Raw genomic sequence first — 16,628 nt, forward strand, 5'->3', positions numbered from 1 at the left:
TCACTACTTATTTATTAAATTCACTTCTTACTAATACCAATGAAAAACCAAAAAATAATCCAACAATAGTACTGATGATAATTATTAATATGTCTTTCTTCTGCTTATCTGTACTAACATATGCTTCATGATTTATTGTGTTTTTATAAAAATTCAAACTCTGTGGTACGGTTATCTCTGATAAGATTTTAATATTATCTTTTACAAACGCAATATCAGGTACGATCTGACTTAGATCTGTGGTCTTTTTTAGCTGTACTAATTTTTCAGATAGTATCTTGCTTCCCAAATAAAGATAAGAAAAATTATCGCTAGCGGTTGCCATCGGACTAGTCAGTCCTACTTTATTCGCAATATTTAAACTATTTTGAATCTTTATTTTTTCAAGCATAATTTCTATTTTTGCTTTTTTTTTCTAATCTATTTAACCTTATGTTTTCTCTTATTTTTGCTTGTTCTAGAATATTATTTAAATCAATAACAATATTTTCATTTGCTATATTTTTACTATTCTCAATATATTTATTAAGTAATTCAACAATATCTTTTTTATTTTTACTCTCAATTGTTATTGCATACTTATTATTAGCAACAACAGCTGTCATTATTTTCATTTGCTGATTATTAGAAAACTTAACATCATTCGCCTTAATAAAATCCTTTTGATTTTGAACAGATTCAAGAACATCAATATATTGTTTGGTGAAACTCTCTTTACTAATAATTTTATTTATTTCATTAGTTGTATTTCCATTAATAGCAATGTTATCAACTAATATTTGTGTTTCTTTTGGTAAAAAGTAATCATGATTAACACTGATTTCTACTGTAGCCTTCCATAAAGAAGGACTTCGATGAACGAAAAAAATAGCAAATGCTATAAATACTGATGATATTATAAATATGGTAAATCGCCCTTTCCAAAGGGTACTTATTAAATCGGCACGTCTATTATTTATATCATCGTTTTTATTCATAAAATTTCATTACTCTCTATCATTCAAACACGCTACCGCCCTTGGGATATGCTATACCCACAACGCATTGATTCTAATTTTAAATTTATCCATAACTCCATGCTATAGCATGCAATTACGCCATTAATTTATCACTGTATTGCTGCACTAATTGCCAATCACTTGGACTTAATTCACTTTTTGCATCTAACAGGCTTTGTTTTACTTTTTGCTGCATCTGCGCAATGTCAGTAATGCCTTGTTGCTCACAATCCGCTGCCGCAAGTGAGATATGCCCACGTAAATAGCCACCAGCAAACAGTTCATCATCCGTTGCGCTGTCAATATTGTCGTCAATAAGCTGTAGTAGCTTTTGTTCGTAATCGTGGATCATCTTCTATCCTTGTTTTAAGCGTAATCAGTTAATGGAATCGGCTTTGGAAAATCAGCTTCAGTTAGTGGTTCTATGCCATAAAAATCACGAAAGGCATTCGATAACATTTTGGCACGTTCTGGAATACCATATGTTAAATAGTGGATAACTTGTTCACGTACTTTTAACGTAAAGCCTACCCTATCAGGCTCACAGTTACCGCTCAAATTATCACAGCTTACTTGATACTTAAATCCACAACTTGCTGATAAAATCCACTCTATCGCTTGCGGTTTAACCTCAACCACTTCAAATTCTGCTTGTACTTCAGCGCTACGACCATCAGGTTGATACCAATAACCATAATCTTCTAATAGTCGTCGTGCTTCGCCAGCGATACACCAATGACCTAGTTCATGCATTGCTGAAGCATAATAGCCACGCGCAAATATAATTTGATGATGCGGGCGTTCTTCAGAGGCTGGAAGATAAATAGGCTCATCGCCGCCTAATAATAGTTCTGTATTTAAGCGCTCTAAAAAGACCTTATTAAACAACTGAATAAGATCGTTATAGTCATGTTTCATATGCATTTTCATTTAATATTTATTCGTAGGTCATAGTAATTTAACCCGCGAAGTATATAGGCTTTCTTGCCTTATCGCGAATACTCGTACTTATTTATGCGTTCTAGTCAATATTTATATTGTTACTATTAATTTTATTTTTACATTAGCTCAGTTCATATCAAATTTAATTCTTTTCATTAGAAGTTAAGAATGGTCACTAATACAATACCGTAATTCCAGCAATTCATATTAGGTGTCACATTTATCATGCTGCTTTCAATTTTATACATTATCGGAATTACTGCTGAAGCAATGACTGGCGCCTTAGCCGCAGGTAAACGTCATATGGATTGGTTTGGCGTGATGCTAGTAGCAAGTGCAACTGCCATTGGTGGCGGTACAGTGCGTGATATTTTATTAGGTCACTATCCTCTGGGTTGGGTTGCTCATCCGCAGTATTTAGTGATCACTTGCGTTGCAGGCTTGCTAACAACCGTACTCGGTAAATGGGTAGTACGCTTTCACAAGATTTTTATTATTCTTGATGCCATCGGTTTAATTGTATTTAGTATTATTGGTTGCCAAGTCGCAATTACGATGGGGTTGTCACCAATTATTTGTGTGGTAGCAGCTGTAGTAACGGGGGTCTTTGGTGGCTTGTTGCGCGATATGATCACTCGTCGTAAACCAATGGTTTTACATAAAGAGCTTTATGCTTCAGTATCATTTCTGGCGGGAATTATGTATATCACCATGCTGCATTTTAATGTACCAGCTTATATTACGACTTTAGTCACCTTAGCCGTTGGTTTTAGTCTTCGTATGGCTGCAGTATTCTTCAGTTGGAGCTTGCCTGTATTTAAGTTCGAAGAAGCAAAAGCTTAAAAACAGAGAAACTAGAACGAGGAAAGGCAATGACGAGTGGTGACTTACTAATACACTCGCAATCTCGAAACCTATTTCCTCGTTACTAATACACTTGTAACCTCGCCTCTATATTTTCGGCGTTGTTGTTACTACATCGGCATTTTGACCACGGTGACGTAACAAGTGATCCATGAGAGTGATCGCTAACATCGCTTCAGCAATCGGCACTGCGCGAATACCGACACACGGATCATGACGGCCTTTGGTGATCACTTCTGCTGACTCACCTTGCTGAGTGATTGTTTCGCCAGGAACGCTGATACTTGAGGTCGGTTTTAACGCAATATGGGCAATGATATCTTGTCCTGATGAAATCCCACCAAGAATGCCACCAGCATGGTTAGTTTTAAAACCTTGTAATGTCATTGCATCACGATGTTCACTACCACGTTGCTCAACCACATCAAAACCATCACCAATCTCAACCCCTTTAACCGCATTAATACTCATTAAAGAATGGGCAATGTCAGCATCTAAGCGATCAAATACTGGCTCACCTAAACCGACAGGCACATGACGAGCAACCACGGTAATTTTGGCACCAATCGAATCACCGTCTTTTTTAAGGTTACGGATCAGTTCATCAAAGGCATCGACTTTATCGACATCAGGACAGAAAAAGGCATTTTGTTCGATTTGCTGCCAATCAACCTTATCAATTTTTACTTCGCCCATTTGAGATAAGTAAGCGCATACTTCGATGCCATGCACTTGTTTAAGGTATTTTTTAGCAACCGCACCTGCCGCAACACGCATTGCGGTTTCACGTGCTGATGAACGACCACCGCCACGGTAATCACGTACACCATACTTTTGATGATAAGTGTAATCGGCGTGACCAGGACGGAATAAATTCTGAATGTTAGAGTAATCTTTTGAGCGCTGATCGGTATTTTCAATCAACAATCCAATCGATGTACCTGTTGTTTGGCCTTCAAACACGCCCGATAAAATCTTAACTTCATCGGCTTCACGACGTTGAGTGGTATATTTTGAGGTACCAGGACGACGACGATCGAGATCATGTTGCATGTCGGCTTCTGTAAGTGCTAATCCGGGTGGACAACCGTCAATAATACACCCTAATGCGACTCCATGACTTTCGCCAAAAGTCGTTACACGAAACAATTGTCCTATGGTATTTCCAGCCATGACTTCCCCTGTAATAAATCTATGCTTACATGCATTTTTAATTATGGTAATCAATACATACTGCAAAGATGTGATTTGAAAAGCAAGTAATAAAGTAAGAGCGAGGTTTCGAGCAAGAGCAGTAACGAGTTTCGAGAATGACTTAGCCCATTATTCGTCATCTCGAAAGTTGAGGTACGAAACTATCCGTGATCTACTCCATGCGCGCTTGAGCCTTAAAGAAGCCAGTCAAATTCTATAATACAACCGCTATGACGCTACAACGCGCGGATAGTAGATTCCCTATCTCGTTCGTAACCTCACTGTAGGGAATGACGGAGTGGGTATAAAAAAAAGCGACAGGCTTGCACCTATCGCTTTTTATTTCTGATGAATCTCGGCACTCGAAATCTAGTCCCCTACGCTACCGCTAATACTTTATCCGCTTTTGCTTTACGGAATTTCTTTAGTGATACTGCAACTAATGCTGTTACCACCATACCGGTTGCCATACATAGCAGAGCAAGTAGTGGTTTATTCATTGCACCCAGTAATGCAACCACTGGACCACCGTGAGCAACGCTGTTGGTGATACCAAATGAGAACGCCATTACTGCTGCAACCATGCTACCTAATACGTTTGCTGGAATTACCGAGATTGGGTCTTGCGCAGCAAAAGGAATCGCACCTTCAGAGATACCGACTAAGCCCATTGCACCTGCAGCTTTACCTGCTTCAATTTCTGATTGCTCAAAGATATTAAGTTTACGGCCAATCACTGTCGCTAAACCCATACCTAATGGCGCTACAGGGATCGCACATGCCATTGCACCCATAAACTGTGTTTGACCATTAGCAATCATGCCGACAGAGAACAAGAACGCAACTTTATTAAATGGACCGCCCATATCAAAGCCAGCCATACCACCCAGTACAATACCAAGTAGAATAACGTTACCAGTACTCATTTCAGTTAGTACGGTGTTCATGGTATGCATCAGGCCTGCAATCGGCGCACCAATGATAAAGATGAACGCACCAGCAATAAATAATGTACCTGTGATAGGCGCAATAAGAATCGGCACTAATGGTTGTAATAACTTGTGGTAATTACGCGTTGCTACCCAACGTACAAAGTAACCGACTAATAGACCAGCGATGATGGCACCGATAAAACCTGTACCTGCATCTGCACCATAAAATGAACCGTTATTTGCAATCCAGCCACCAATGAAACCCGGTGCTAATGCAGGACGATCACCAATTGCATACGCTATGTAACCTGCAAGTACAGGGATCATTAACGTAAAGGCAACGACACCAACATCAAGCACTTTTTGCCACATGCTACCTGGTGGTATTTGCATTCCGGCATCTGTTGGCTGTCCACCAATCGCTAATGCCAGTGCAATTAACAAACCACCTGTTACTACAAACGGGATCATGTGTGATACGCCGTTCATCAAGAAACGGTACAGATCTGAACGTGCTTTAGAGACTTTACTTTCACCGTCTTCTAAACCATCGCCATTAGCATCAAACGGTTTAGCGACTAACGCTTGTTGAATAACGCCCTTGCCGTCTTTTATCGGTGCTTTAACGCCAGTTTTAATTAATTTTTTACCGGCAAAACGTGCCATGTCTACTTGCTTATCACAACTAACCACAATGGCTTCAGCACGCGCGATTTCTTCTGCGGTTGGAGAATTTTTAACGCCGATAGAGCCGTTAGTTTCAACTTTAATTTCATAGCCTAATTCAGCAGCGGCTTTTTCTAATGCTTCTGCGGCTAGGTAAGTATGGGCAACACCAGCAGGACAACCAGTAACGCCAATTAATAAGCCTTTATCTTGAGGTAATGTTGCCACCGTTTGTTTTTCAGCGAGCAATAATGCTAATGCGTCAGCAGGTGTTTTCGCTGCTAAAAATGCATCGATAAAACCATCTTCAATCAGCTTTGATGACAACTCTGCTAATACTTCAATATGGTGATTATCGCCACCATCAGGAGAAGCAATCATAAAAAATAGTTTTGATGGTAAGCCATCTTCTGCGCCGTATTCAATTCCGCTACGGCTAACACCAATTGCTACTGCTGGCTTAATAACCGCGCCACTCTTAGCATGGGGTAATGCCACTCCATCTTCAAAACCGGTATTTCCTAGCTCTTCACGGGCTTGAATATCTGCTAAAAATTGTGTTTTGTCCGCAACGCGACCTTGTTGAACTAAAATATCTGCCATTTCAGCAAACACTTCATCTTTGGTGGTTGCTTTGAGGTTGAGGTTAATCAACTGCTCATTGATGAGAGTGGTAATCATGTTTTATCCCCGATGATTTATTTATGGATCCGATGACATTGCATCGGCCATCAGCATGGGAGTATTGTCGAATGTTTACGGTCGATAAAGTAGAGTACAAAACAGGCTTTAACTGGAAATTTGTAACATTGAATCATCAGTGTGAGCTATAACTCATATTTTTCATTGTATATAAAACAAGTTGAATTGATGTTTTTAACCATATAGTACAAACACTTAAATTAAAATAATTATTCTTAAATATATAAAAACCATCATGAAATAATTTTTACAACTATCTAAATAAGGCTTTTACTTAGCTGATGTTGCGAATTTTTAGTGCGGAAGATCACAGAAAGAGCGAGATCATTAGTGACGAGAATGACTTAGCCCAATTTCCGTCATCTCAGAAGTTGAGGCACGAAGCTATCCGTGATCTACTCAACAGGTGATCGAGCCTTAAAGAAGCCAGTGAATCAGTGAATTCAATAACTCTACAACGCGCGGTTAGTAGATTCCCTATCTCGTTCGTAACCTCACTGTAGGGAATGACGGGGGTTGGTTTGGCATTCACTGTAGGGAATAACGGGGGGGGTATGGCATTCATTATAAGGAATGACGGAATAGGGACAAAAAAAGCGACAGGCTTGCACCCATCGCTTAATCTCGCAAGCTCTAAAACTAGCTACTAATTATACTCGTGACTTAATTATACGCTCGCGCAAACATACCATCACAATCAGCTGAATATGACTTCGCATAAGCTGGAATAAACACTGACTGACCTTTTTCAATGGTCAATGTTTCGCCATTGTGGTGCGTCACAGTCAATGGCGCATCAATGGCAAACAAGATTTCAGCACTGGTATTTTGTAGCGCAAGATCATCAACTTGCTTATACACGCTGAATTTAAAATCAGGCACTGGCACAATATAATCTAAACCACCACCAGCAACTGTTGGTGCTAACAGTAACTTATCAACAGCCATGCTAGTAAACTCAGTATTTGCCACCAACTCTGGCACATCCATAAATTTAGGCGTCAAACCTGCGCGCAGCACGTTATCTGAGTTAGCCATGATTTCTAAGCCTGTACCTTTAATGTAAGCATGTGGCGTACACGCACTAAGGAACATTGCTTCACCCGCTTGCAACGTTAATACATTTAGCATTAAAGGCGCAAATAAGCCGATATCACCTGGGTATTGAGTCGCTAATTCTAATAGTAAACTACACAATGGCTGGTCTTGATTCGCATCACAGTAAGCAAGTAATCCCTGCACTGCTACGTCTTTGTTCTCACCTTCAAGTGATAACATTGCAGCAAAGAAATCGCCTAAACCGGCTTCAGTTTGATTAGCTGCTAATGTTGCAACCAGATCGTTAATCACTTCAAGATTTAGCGCTTCGAATAAAGCTACGATCTCAGAAATTTGACGGAAACCATTCATTGCTTGGTAAGGCGTTAATGCAAATACTAACTCAGGTTTGTGGTTAGGATCTTTATAGTTACGGTTAGCCGCGTTACGGGCAATACCGATCTTTTCTTCTTTTGCGTAACCAATTTCAGCTTGATGCTTACTTGGGTGTACTTGCACTGATAACGCATTTTCTGCCGCTAACACTTTAAACAAGTATGGCAATTCAGCAAATTTAGCCTGAGTTTCAGCACCAATAATGGCATCGGGATCTGTCGCAATAAAATCAGCTAAGCGTACCGTTTCACCATTAACCGTGATCACCGAACAACCATTCGCATGCGCGCCCATCCACATTTCAGCTTGTGGTTTTTGGTCTGGATTTGGAATAGCAAACAGTTGCTCAATTGATGTTACACTGCCCCAAGCATAATCTTGGATCACGTTATCCATCTTGAAAAAGACAGTGCGGGTAGAGTCGGTCATTGTCAGGTCCTATTGTTATTATTGCTCACGATATTGATGGTATGGTATCAACCACATTATTATTGATGTCATACCTTAATTGACAGCACTATAACAAAACTTAAATGGTTTATTCAGCACAAACTAATAATCTTGTTACCATCACCCCAAATATAAAGTGAATACTATGGACAATGTTTTCTTTAATTTAATTGACTCAGTATTAACTGAACGGGAAAGCTTTAATCGAATTTGGTTCGCAGGCGGAAAAACTCAACCGCCTCAGTTTAGCTATCAAGTTAATTTTCCACGCTTAGAGTTAGTACTTAAAGGGGAATATGTTAACCAACTTGATGATGGTGATAATGGTATTTGCCAAATTAGTTTAATGGGCGGTGACGCAATTTATATTCCACCGAATAGCTGGAACCAACCGAGCTGGAATACCGAATGCTCAGTATTGAGTTTATTGTTTGGTAAGCGTCAATTGGGCTTTAGTTTGGTCAGTAAAACCAAAGATAGCCCTAAGTTTTATGATGTTCAAAAACATTCGATTCAGGCATGGACAGGTCATGCAATCGATCCGATTTTAACTGCGCTGAATATGCTTGCCAGCGAGCCGCAACAGCAGCCAATGGATGAACATTTACTGCAAGCGTTACTGAGCTACACTCAAAACATGCTTCATGTGCCGTTGCATCAATCAAAAAATCGTACTGAAGATCTCTATCAAGGGATTTGTATTTATATTCAGGAAAATTTTCATCGTGCCATTAGCCGCGATACTATTGCCAATCGGTTTAATATTACCCCTAACCACCTATCGCGTTTATTTCGTCAACAAGGACACATGCGCTTAGCTGACTATATTTGTTGGGTGCGGATTGAACGCGCTAAATTTATGCTGCGCCAATACCCATTTCGACTAACCGAAGTAGCAACTCGATGTGGGTTTGTGGATGTGAATTATTTTTGTCGCGTGTTTAAAAATAAAACCGGTCGTACACCGTCTGAATACCGCATTGTCGCCTAACGATTACCTTAATGCTTCAATCACTAATGCTTTTAGCTCTTGCGGCAGCTGGGCTAAAGTTAATGCCCTACAATAATCATCATTCAATAAACACTTTGAGAACTGTGCAAAAGCCATGATCACCGCTTTTGGTGGTGGCTTTGGCAGTATCATCGCAATTGCACGGCTGATATTTCCGCGTGATGATCCCCAATCGATGGGCTGTTGATGGCACACTATCGCCATCGCAGGCTGTTTGATGCTCTCGTGCATCACATGCGGCAATGCTATTTGAGACCCCATAACGGTGGCTGAAACGGTTTCTCGATCTAATAATGCTTGTTGTAACGCCGGCTGTTGTTCAGAGTTGATAGCTTGCTGTGCCACCAGCATTTGACTTAACTGCGCAATGGTATCGGCTTTATCACCGTTACCACATTCAATACTGGTGACAGGAAAATTAAGCTTAAACGGCTCTGGTGGTGAGAATTGTGACAATGATAGTGCGTATTGAGCAATAAAATCAGTCAGCACCAGGTTTGCTAATTCCGCATCATGTCCTTTGATGATCAATTGGCATAACGCATGCGGTTTATTTGCCAACGCTAGCATTTTCAGGGGCTGGGATACCGGCGCACGGGTTAGTTGACGCACATTGAATAGCTCAACTTGTGCTTGAAAATACGAGGTCAATTTCTTGAGTTGATTAAGTTGGTAAGAAGGCAATCCTGCTTCACCACAATAGAATGTGATCCGTCTTTCTAACATCATAATTCCTTTAGAACTGTGGCTTAGCCCAACACGTTTATTCTGCGATTATTGGCACAATTGCTGACAACGCTCAATCACTGCGGTTGCATCGACCAATACTTCTTCTATCGTCACACAATGAATGCGACTACCAGTAAAACGAGTCCGTTGTTCGACTTCAATATCAGAAGCAATTAATACTATATCAGCGTGGGCAATATCTTTGGCGGTTAAAAAGTTTTCAATCCCCATTGCACCTTGGGTTTCGACTTGGATCTTAATCCCCATTTGATGTGCGGTTTTATTAAGGACATCCGCTGCCATATAGGTGTGTGCGATACCCGTTGGGCAGGCTGTTACCGCGACAATTTTCATTTTAAATCCCTGAATATTGTTAAATATAGTGTTACCCAAGTGAGGTAACTAACGGTGCAGAATAGCATAAGAGATAAGATATGAGCGAGGGAAAGAAAGGCGAGGAAAAGCTGTGGCGAGTAACGAGATTGTTAGTATCGAGACTCAGCCCATTATTCGTCATCTCGAAAGTTAAAGAAACCAGTGAATTCAATGACTCTACGACGCGTGGATAGTAGATTCCCTATCTCGTTCGTAACCTCACTGTAGGGAATGACGGGGAGTTTGGTTTGGCATTCACTGTAGGGAATGACGGAGGGTGGGCTAACAAAAAAGCGATAGACTCTTGCCTATCGCTTTTCATTTATTCTCGAAACTCACTATCTCGTTTCTAACAACGCGCTGTTACTCTTCGCGCTTTGATTTCCACTTCTTAATACCGTTGCTCTTACCACCAAAGCTTGGCTTGTTGGTATCACGGCTTGGCGCAGAAGTACGCGCAGGACGGTCATCATTATTACGACGCGGTGCATCTGTGCGAGCGCCACGGCTGGCATTGCGGCTATGACGATCTTCGTTGTTACGGCTGCTGCGGTTAGCACCATCGGGACGACGATTAAACTCACCTGTACCACGGTAAGTTTTAAACTGCTTTTCAGCGGCATGTTTTTCATTGCGTGCTTCTTGAGCACGGTGATCATACAACTTAGCATCAGTCGCTTTGGCAATCGTACGGCCTTCAGCATCAGTTTTTGATGCTTCTTCAGTACCGCTTGATTGTGAAATTAATTGCTGAATTTCAGCAATTTCAGCATCAGTTAAATAACGCCATTTACCGTTTGGTAAGCCATCAATAGTAATGTTCATGATACGTACGCGACGAAGTTTATATACTTCATAGCCTAACGCTTCACACATACGACGAATTTGACGGTTTAAGCCTTGAGTCAACACGATACGGAATGAAAAATTCGTTTCTTTAGTCACTTTACATGGCAAAGTAACCGTATCTAGAATCTCAACCCCTGATGACATTTTTTCAATAAACTCAGGCGTGATCGGCTGGTCAACACGAACAACGTATTCTTTCTCATGCGAGTTACCTGCACGCAGAATTTTATTAACGATATCACCGTCATTGGTTAAGAAAATAAGGCCATCAGACGGCTTATCTAAACGACCAATCGGGAAAATACGCTTACGGTGACCAATAAAGTCAATCACGTTACCTTCAATATGACGCTCAGTAGTACAAGTAATACCGGTTGGCTTATTTAGTGCAATGTAAATTGGACGCTCTTTACTGCGTAGTGGTTTATCATCAACCAATACTTCGTCGTTATCCATTACGCGCATGCCCATTTCAGGCACGGTGCCATTAATGGTTACACGTCCCTGATCAATCAGCTTGTCCGCCTCACGGCGTGAGCAATAGCCTGTATCACTGATAAATTTATTAAGTCGAACCCCTTTTGGGCTCTGCTGGTCAGTAGAATTTTGTGACATGGTTTTCTTCTATAAAGGGCTTTAGGTCGATCAGGGTAATAAACCACTCAATTGTAGTTTACTTACTCGATAGTTGTTATGAGAGGAGTTTAACTGATTGTGAGGCGAGTAGCGAGTAGCGCGTTTTTAAGCTCGCGCAAACTCACTACTCGTTACTGATATTATTTACTTTGGTAAATCACCGTGACTAATACGGCCAACATAATCACGCTGCAGTTCTTTTTCTAGCTGCGCTTCAATGTAGCCTGGTGATTTCGTCTTCGCTGATAACAAGCGGTACATCGCCGGGATCACCAATAGCGTTACTAAAGTGGCAAATGCCATGCCAAAGAACACGACGGTACCGACTGAAATACGACTTTCTGCACCAGCACCTGTTGATAAAATTAAAGGTAATGAACCAAATAATGTCGTGAAAGCTGTCATCAAAATCGGACGTAAACGACGCACCGAGGCATCAACAATCGCTTGTTCAAACTCAATCCCTTTATCACGCAGTTGGTTAGCAAATTCAACGATCAAAATGCCGTTCTTGGTTACCATACCGATCAACATGATCATCCCGATTTGACTATAAATATTGAGCCCTTGGCCCATAATCCAAAGTCCAGCTAAGCCACCAAAGATCCCCATCGGCACCGTTAGCATTACCACCAGCGGGTTAATAAAGCTTTCAAACTGCGCTGCTAGCACTAAATAAGCCACCAATAACGCTAACCCAAACACTACTAATATGCTGCTTTGGTTATCACGAAAATCTTGTGATTCGCCAGCATAATTAACCGTAATATCTGATGGCAGCGTATCAATCGCTTGCTGATCAAGAAAATCAAGTGCATCGCCTAAGGTGTAACCCTCAGAAAGACTTGCTTTTAACGTGATCGATTTCTGCTTTTGGTTATGGCTTAACTTTTGCGCTGATGCCACTTCATCAATTGACGCAACAGTATCAAGCGTCACTAGTTTGCCATTTTTCGCCCGTAAATAAATCTGACTTAAATCGGTTGAGCTGTTAAAACTATTTTCATCACCACGCAGATAAACATCATATTCTTCACCGCGATCAACAAAGGTTGTTTCACTGCGTCCACCTAACATTACTTCTAATGTTTCAGCAATTTCAGTGACTGGAATGCCTAACTCAGCCGCGCGCTCACGGTTAACATTAACCAATAACTCAGGCGTGGTTTCAGCATAATCTAAATCAGCACCTTCCATTAACGGGCTATCTTCAGCAATATGTTTAAGCTTAGTCGCCCATTTAAACAGTTCTTGATAATCAGCGCCGCCCAATACAAATTGCACCGGCTCTGAAGATCCACCACGGAAACCTGGCATCATCGGCATTACCCGTACATCAGGAATACCTGCCAATGTTTTGCTGATCAGACCCAAGGCTTGTTGCGCACTCACGGTACGATCATTCCAATCTTCTAATTGCATGATCACAAAGCCGGTTTGATCCCCAGCTCGCCCACCAAAGGCTGGAGACTGAATGCTAACTGATTTCAATACTCCTTTGCCTAATAACGGTAATAAGCGTGCTTCAACTTGATCCATGTTACCGATCATACGGTTATAACTGGTGCCTTCTGCCCCTTTTACAAATGCAAATAATACTCCGCGATCTTCTTGGGGCGCGAGTTGGGCAGGGATCACTTTCATTAATCCAGCACTAGCAGCAATACAGCCTAATACCACTAATGGAGCGACAAAACGTTTTTTGACTGCCACTGTCACAATGCGACGGTAACCATTTTCTAATTGTTCAAACTGACGGTTTACCCACAGATTAAACCTATTTGGCTTCACATTCGCTTTGAGCAATTTGCTACACATCACCGGCGTTAGGGTTAATGCGATAAGAGATGAGAAAATAACTGCCATTGCCAGTAACACTGAGAACTCAGTAAATAATCGCCCGACCATGCCTTCCATAAACGAGATCGGTAAAAACACCATCACCAATACCGCAGTGGTCGCAATAACTGCAAATCCCACTTCACGGGTACCTTTATAGGCCGCAAGTAATGGTGATTCTCCTCGTTGTAAATGGTGAAAAACGTTTTCAACCACCACAATCGCATCATCGACCACCAATCCAATTGCTAGAATTAACGCCATCAGAGTCAGCAAGTTGATTGAAAAGCCAAAGAAATATGCAGTAATAAACGCCGAAATTAATGAAACTGGCACAGTTACAGCAGGAATTAAGGTTGCCCGTACTTGACCAATAAAGATATACAGCACCAAAATAACCAGCGCGCCCGTAACTAGCAGAGTGCTATAGACTTCATTAATTGAGCGTTCGATAAACACCGTTGCATCATAATCAATGGTTAGCGATGCGCCTTGCGGTAAAAACTTTTGCATCTTTGCCACTTCAGCGCGCACTTCTTTAGCGACATCAAGCGGATTAGCATCTGACATCGTCACAATGCCTAAACTTAAATTAACCACGCCGTTACTTTTAAAGGTCGAATTTTCGTTTTCAGCACCAATGCTGACATCTGCAACATCTTTAAGATAAATCGGTGTACCCGCTGCTGTTTTACGGATCACTAAATACTTAAAATCATTAACGGTTTTATATAAACGTGCGGTACGTACCGACATCACCGTTTGATCATTACGTACTTCACCACCGGGTAATTCAACGTTTTCATCTTTTAGTGCATTAACAATATCTTTAGTGGTAATACCACGCCCTGCCATTAATACTGGTTGCAGCTTGATATACATGACTTTGTATAAAGCACCACTTAAACTGACTGAGCTGACACCGTCTAATAGGCTAAACCGATCTTCTAATACTCGCTGGGCATAATCTGTTAGCTGAGTACGATCCATTTCTGATGACGATAGATTAATGTAGATTGCAGGCTCACCCGAGCCGTTATCTTTTGAGACGATAGGATCGTTAGCATCATCCGGTAGACGACGCTGGGCACGAGCAACAGCATCACGAATATCACTTACTCCCTCGGTCAGATCCCAGTCCATATTGAATTCAACTGTGATCCGCGACATACCATTACGGGTAATTGAGGTAATATTTTCGATACCACTAATACCAGATAACTCATCTTCAATCGGCGTGGTAACTTGGCTTTCCATCACCGATGCAGATGTGCCTTCATAAGTGGTCATTACAGTGACAACAGGGCTTTCAACGTCTGGCATTTCACGTACAGCCAGTTTAGAGAAAGACACAATACCAAATACACACAACAACAAACTTAATACGATCGCAACCACAGGTCGCTTGACTGAAATATCAGATAACCACATTAGCTTGCTACTCCAACCGCTGGAGTGATGTCTTTGATGGTGATGCCGTCACGCATATTGACTAACCCTTGCACCACTATTCGCTCGCCGATGTTAAGGCCTTTTTTGATCACTACGTTATTATCAATACGCTCGCCAAGCTCCACCAAGGTGCGATGAACTTGATGTTGACCATCAACAATGTAGACGTAACGTTTAGTACCTGAATACTCTAACGCTTGCACAGGAATAATCGCCTGTTGCTGCGGAATAAAATCAATATCGGTCGCAAGTAGCATTCCTGGCTTTAAGGCATGATCTTTATTTTCAAATACCACGCGAACTTTTATATTGAGTGAATCGGGCTGAACACGTGAATCAATCGCTTGAATTTTGCCAACAAACGCTCGTTCGCCCCATGCTTGGCTTTGAGCTGTGACGTTAATGCCAACCTTTAAAAAGGAGATATATTGTTCTGGAACTTCAATATCCAGACGCATAGAAGAAAGGTCATCAAAATTAAACAGCTCACTACCTGCCGCTGTCATGTGTCCCGGACTAAAATCATACAATCCGATAGTGCCATCAAATGGAGCACGAATCGCATGATCGTTAAGATTAGCAAGCGCCGCTTTTAAACGCGCATTAGCAATACTAACGCTGGCTGCTTGAGCATCAATCTCAGTTTTGGTAATTGCACCACGACTTAGCAAACGTTCAAATTGTGCTAATTTACGTTGCTCATCATTGCGATATGCCAATGCTTCATCGTAAGCCGCGACCGCTTTATCATCATCAAGTTGGATCAGTAATTGACCCTTGGTCACTGTCGTATTAACAGGTACAGCAATAGTTTTGATTTTAGCAGAGACTTCTGCTGCAACATTCACCGCTTGTTGAGCGTGCAATTTACCCACTAAAGATAACGATTGAGCGACGGCAACTGACGTTACTTCACCTGTTATGACAGAGACAATACGTTGTGAACGCTGTGGCTGTGATTTATTTTGCGCAGCGTGTGACGTTCCTTGAAAGTAAAAGTAACTGCCTGATAATACTGCGGTGACTAATACTGCTACGGCCATTTTTTTCATTTGCTAAAACCATCATAAAAATCCTAGCCGAATAATATCTGAACTCAAGCTTGAATAACGTCAAGAAATGTAAAGTTAAGCAAAATTTAGCTTACTGATGAAAAATCCAGCAAGCATTCGATAATTATAATAAAAAAGGTTTACAGCGCTGAAATGTTTGTTATTATCCGCCCCGCACTTGTGGTGGGGTTCCCGAGTGGCCAAAGGGAGCAGATTGTAAATCTGCCGGCACTGCCTTCGAAGGTTCGAATCCTTCCCCCACCACCATTAATTTTGAAAAGTTGTTTTATAACGACTTTTCGATGGTTAAAGTGGCCTTTAATCATCATAGCTTCAACTAATTTATAGCAACATCCCGTGGTGGGATTCCCGAGTGGCCAAAGGGAGCAGATTGTAAATCTGCCGGCACTGCCTTCGAAGGTTCGAATCCTTCTCCCACCACCATCATTTTGAAGAGTTGTTTATAACGACTTTTCGGTTATTGAAGTGGTCTTTAATAACC

At 41.2% G+C, this 16,628-nt stretch carries 14 protein-coding genes and 2 tRNA genes; 4 read left to right on the forward strand and 12 right to left on the reverse strand.

Annotation, left to right across the window (positions count from 1 at the left end; all coding sequences use genetic code 11):
- Positions 1-7 precede the first annotated feature (7 nt).
- The 4 genes from BTN98_RS08785 to BTN98_RS08800 form a co-directional block, all read right to left on the reverse strand.
- Positions 8-391, reverse strand: coding sequence for a hypothetical protein (locus tag BTN98_RS08785; RefSeq protein ID WP_105029986.1), 384 nt, complete (start codon positions 389-391; stop codon positions 8-10).
- Positions 384-977, reverse strand: a complete 594-nt coding sequence (locus BTN98_RS08790; RefSeq protein ID WP_105029987.1) for a Wzz/FepE/Etk N-terminal domain-containing protein — start codon at positions 975-977, stop codon at positions 384-386. Before BTN98_RS08790 ends, BTN98_RS08785 begins: the two co-directional genes overlap by 8 nt.
- 115 nt (positions 978-1,092) lie before the next feature.
- Positions 1,093-1,350: a YfcL family protein gene (locus BTN98_RS08795; protein WP_060997363.1), complete on the reverse strand. Its 258-nt coding sequence runs from the start codon at positions 1,348-1,350 to the stop codon at positions 1,093-1,095.
- Positions 1,351-1,364: 14 nt separating this feature from the next.
- Positions 1,365-1,916 carry an elongation factor P hydroxylase gene (locus tag BTN98_RS08800; protein ID WP_060997364.1) on the reverse strand — a complete coding sequence of 184 codons (552 nt, stop codon included), beginning with the start codon at positions 1,914-1,916 and terminating at the stop codon, positions 1,365-1,367.
- Positions 1,917-2,165: 249 nt separating this feature from the next.
- On the opposite strand from BTN98_RS08800, the gene BTN98_RS08805 reads away from it, so the two are divergent.
- The gene (locus BTN98_RS08805; RefSeq protein WP_060997365.1) at positions 2,166-2,783 is read left to right on the forward strand and encodes a trimeric intracellular cation channel family protein; all 618 of its coding nucleotides are present in this window, start codon (positions 2,166-2,168) and stop codon (positions 2,781-2,783) included.
- Positions 2,784-2,891: 108 nt separating this feature from the next.
- Here the strand turns inward: BTN98_RS08805 and aroC are convergent, their stop codons facing one another.
- The 3 genes from aroC to manA form a co-directional block, all read right to left on the reverse strand.
- On the reverse strand, positions 2,892-3,977 hold the full coding sequence (gene aroC / locus BTN98_RS08810; protein ID WP_060997366.1) for a chorismate synthase: 1,086 nt from the start codon (positions 3,975-3,977) through the stop codon (positions 2,892-2,894).
- Positions 3,978-4,375: 398 nt separating this feature from the next.
- Positions 4,376-6,277 carry a PTS fructose transporter subunit IIABC gene (locus BTN98_RS08815; protein WP_060997367.1) on the reverse strand — a complete coding sequence of 634 codons (1,902 nt, stop codon included), beginning with the start codon at positions 6,275-6,277 and terminating at the stop codon, positions 4,376-4,378.
- A 684-nt stretch (positions 6,278-6,961) separates the two neighbouring features.
- Positions 6,962-8,161, reverse strand: coding sequence for a mannose-6-phosphate isomerase, class I (manA, locus tag BTN98_RS08820; protein WP_060997368.1), 1,200 nt, complete (start codon positions 8,159-8,161; stop codon positions 6,962-6,964).
- Between the two features lie 166 nt (positions 8,162-8,327).
- Here manA and BTN98_RS08825 point away from each other — a divergent pair, with 166 nt between their 5' ends.
- Positions 8,328-9,173 (forward strand): helix-turn-helix transcriptional regulator, encoded by an 846-nt coding sequence (locus BTN98_RS08825; RefSeq protein ID WP_060997369.1) that lies wholly within the window; start codon positions 8,328-8,330, stop codon positions 9,171-9,173.
- 3 nt (positions 9,174-9,176) lie between these two features.
- Here BTN98_RS08825 and BTN98_RS08830 read toward each other — a convergent pair whose 3' ends face one another.
- The 5 genes from BTN98_RS08830 to BTN98_RS08850 all read right to left on the reverse strand — a co-directional run bounded on the left by BTN98_RS08830 (position 9,177) and on the right by BTN98_RS08850 (position 16,126).
- Positions 9,177-9,923, reverse strand: coding sequence for a PTS sugar transporter subunit IIA (locus BTN98_RS08830; protein WP_231730647.1), 747 nt, complete (start codon positions 9,921-9,923; stop codon positions 9,177-9,179).
- Between the two features lie 45 nt (positions 9,924-9,968).
- Positions 9,969-10,277, reverse strand: coding sequence for a PTS fructose transporter subunit IIB (locus BTN98_RS08835; protein WP_060997371.1), 309 nt, complete (start codon positions 10,275-10,277; stop codon positions 9,969-9,971).
- Positions 10,278-10,661: 384 nt separating this feature from the next.
- Positions 10,662-11,762 (reverse strand): 23S rRNA pseudouridine(2604) synthase RluF, encoded by a 1,101-nt coding sequence (gene rluF, locus BTN98_RS08840; protein ID WP_060997372.1) that lies wholly within the window; start codon positions 11,760-11,762, stop codon positions 10,662-10,664.
- 165 nt (positions 11,763-11,927) lie between these two features.
- Positions 11,928-15,053, reverse strand: a complete 3,126-nt coding sequence (locus BTN98_RS08845; RefSeq protein ID WP_060997373.1) for a multidrug efflux RND transporter permease subunit — start codon at positions 15,051-15,053, stop codon at positions 11,928-11,930.
- Entirely contained in the window at positions 15,053-16,126 is a 1,074-nt protein-coding gene (locus BTN98_RS08850) for an efflux RND transporter periplasmic adaptor subunit (RefSeq protein ID WP_060997374.1), read from the reverse strand. The genes BTN98_RS08845 and BTN98_RS08850 overlap by 1 nt, the downstream gene beginning before the upstream one ends.
- Before the next feature lie 182 nt (positions 16,127-16,308).
- Here BTN98_RS08850 and BTN98_RS08855 point away from each other — a divergent pair.
- Both BTN98_RS08855 and BTN98_RS08860 read left to right on the forward strand, forming a co-directional pair.
- Positions 16,309-16,393: transfer RNA gene (locus BTN98_RS08855), tRNA-Tyr, on the forward strand.
- Positions 16,394-16,485: 92 nt separating this feature from the next.
- A tRNA-Tyr gene (locus BTN98_RS08860) sits at positions 16,486-16,570 on the forward strand.
- Positions 16,571-16,628 lie beyond the last annotated feature (58 nt).

The sequence above is a fragment of the Photobacterium aquimaris genome, from assembly GCF_002954455.1.
Classification (GTDB): Bacteria; Pseudomonadota; Gammaproteobacteria; order Enterobacterales; family Vibrionaceae; genus Photobacterium; species Photobacterium aquimaris.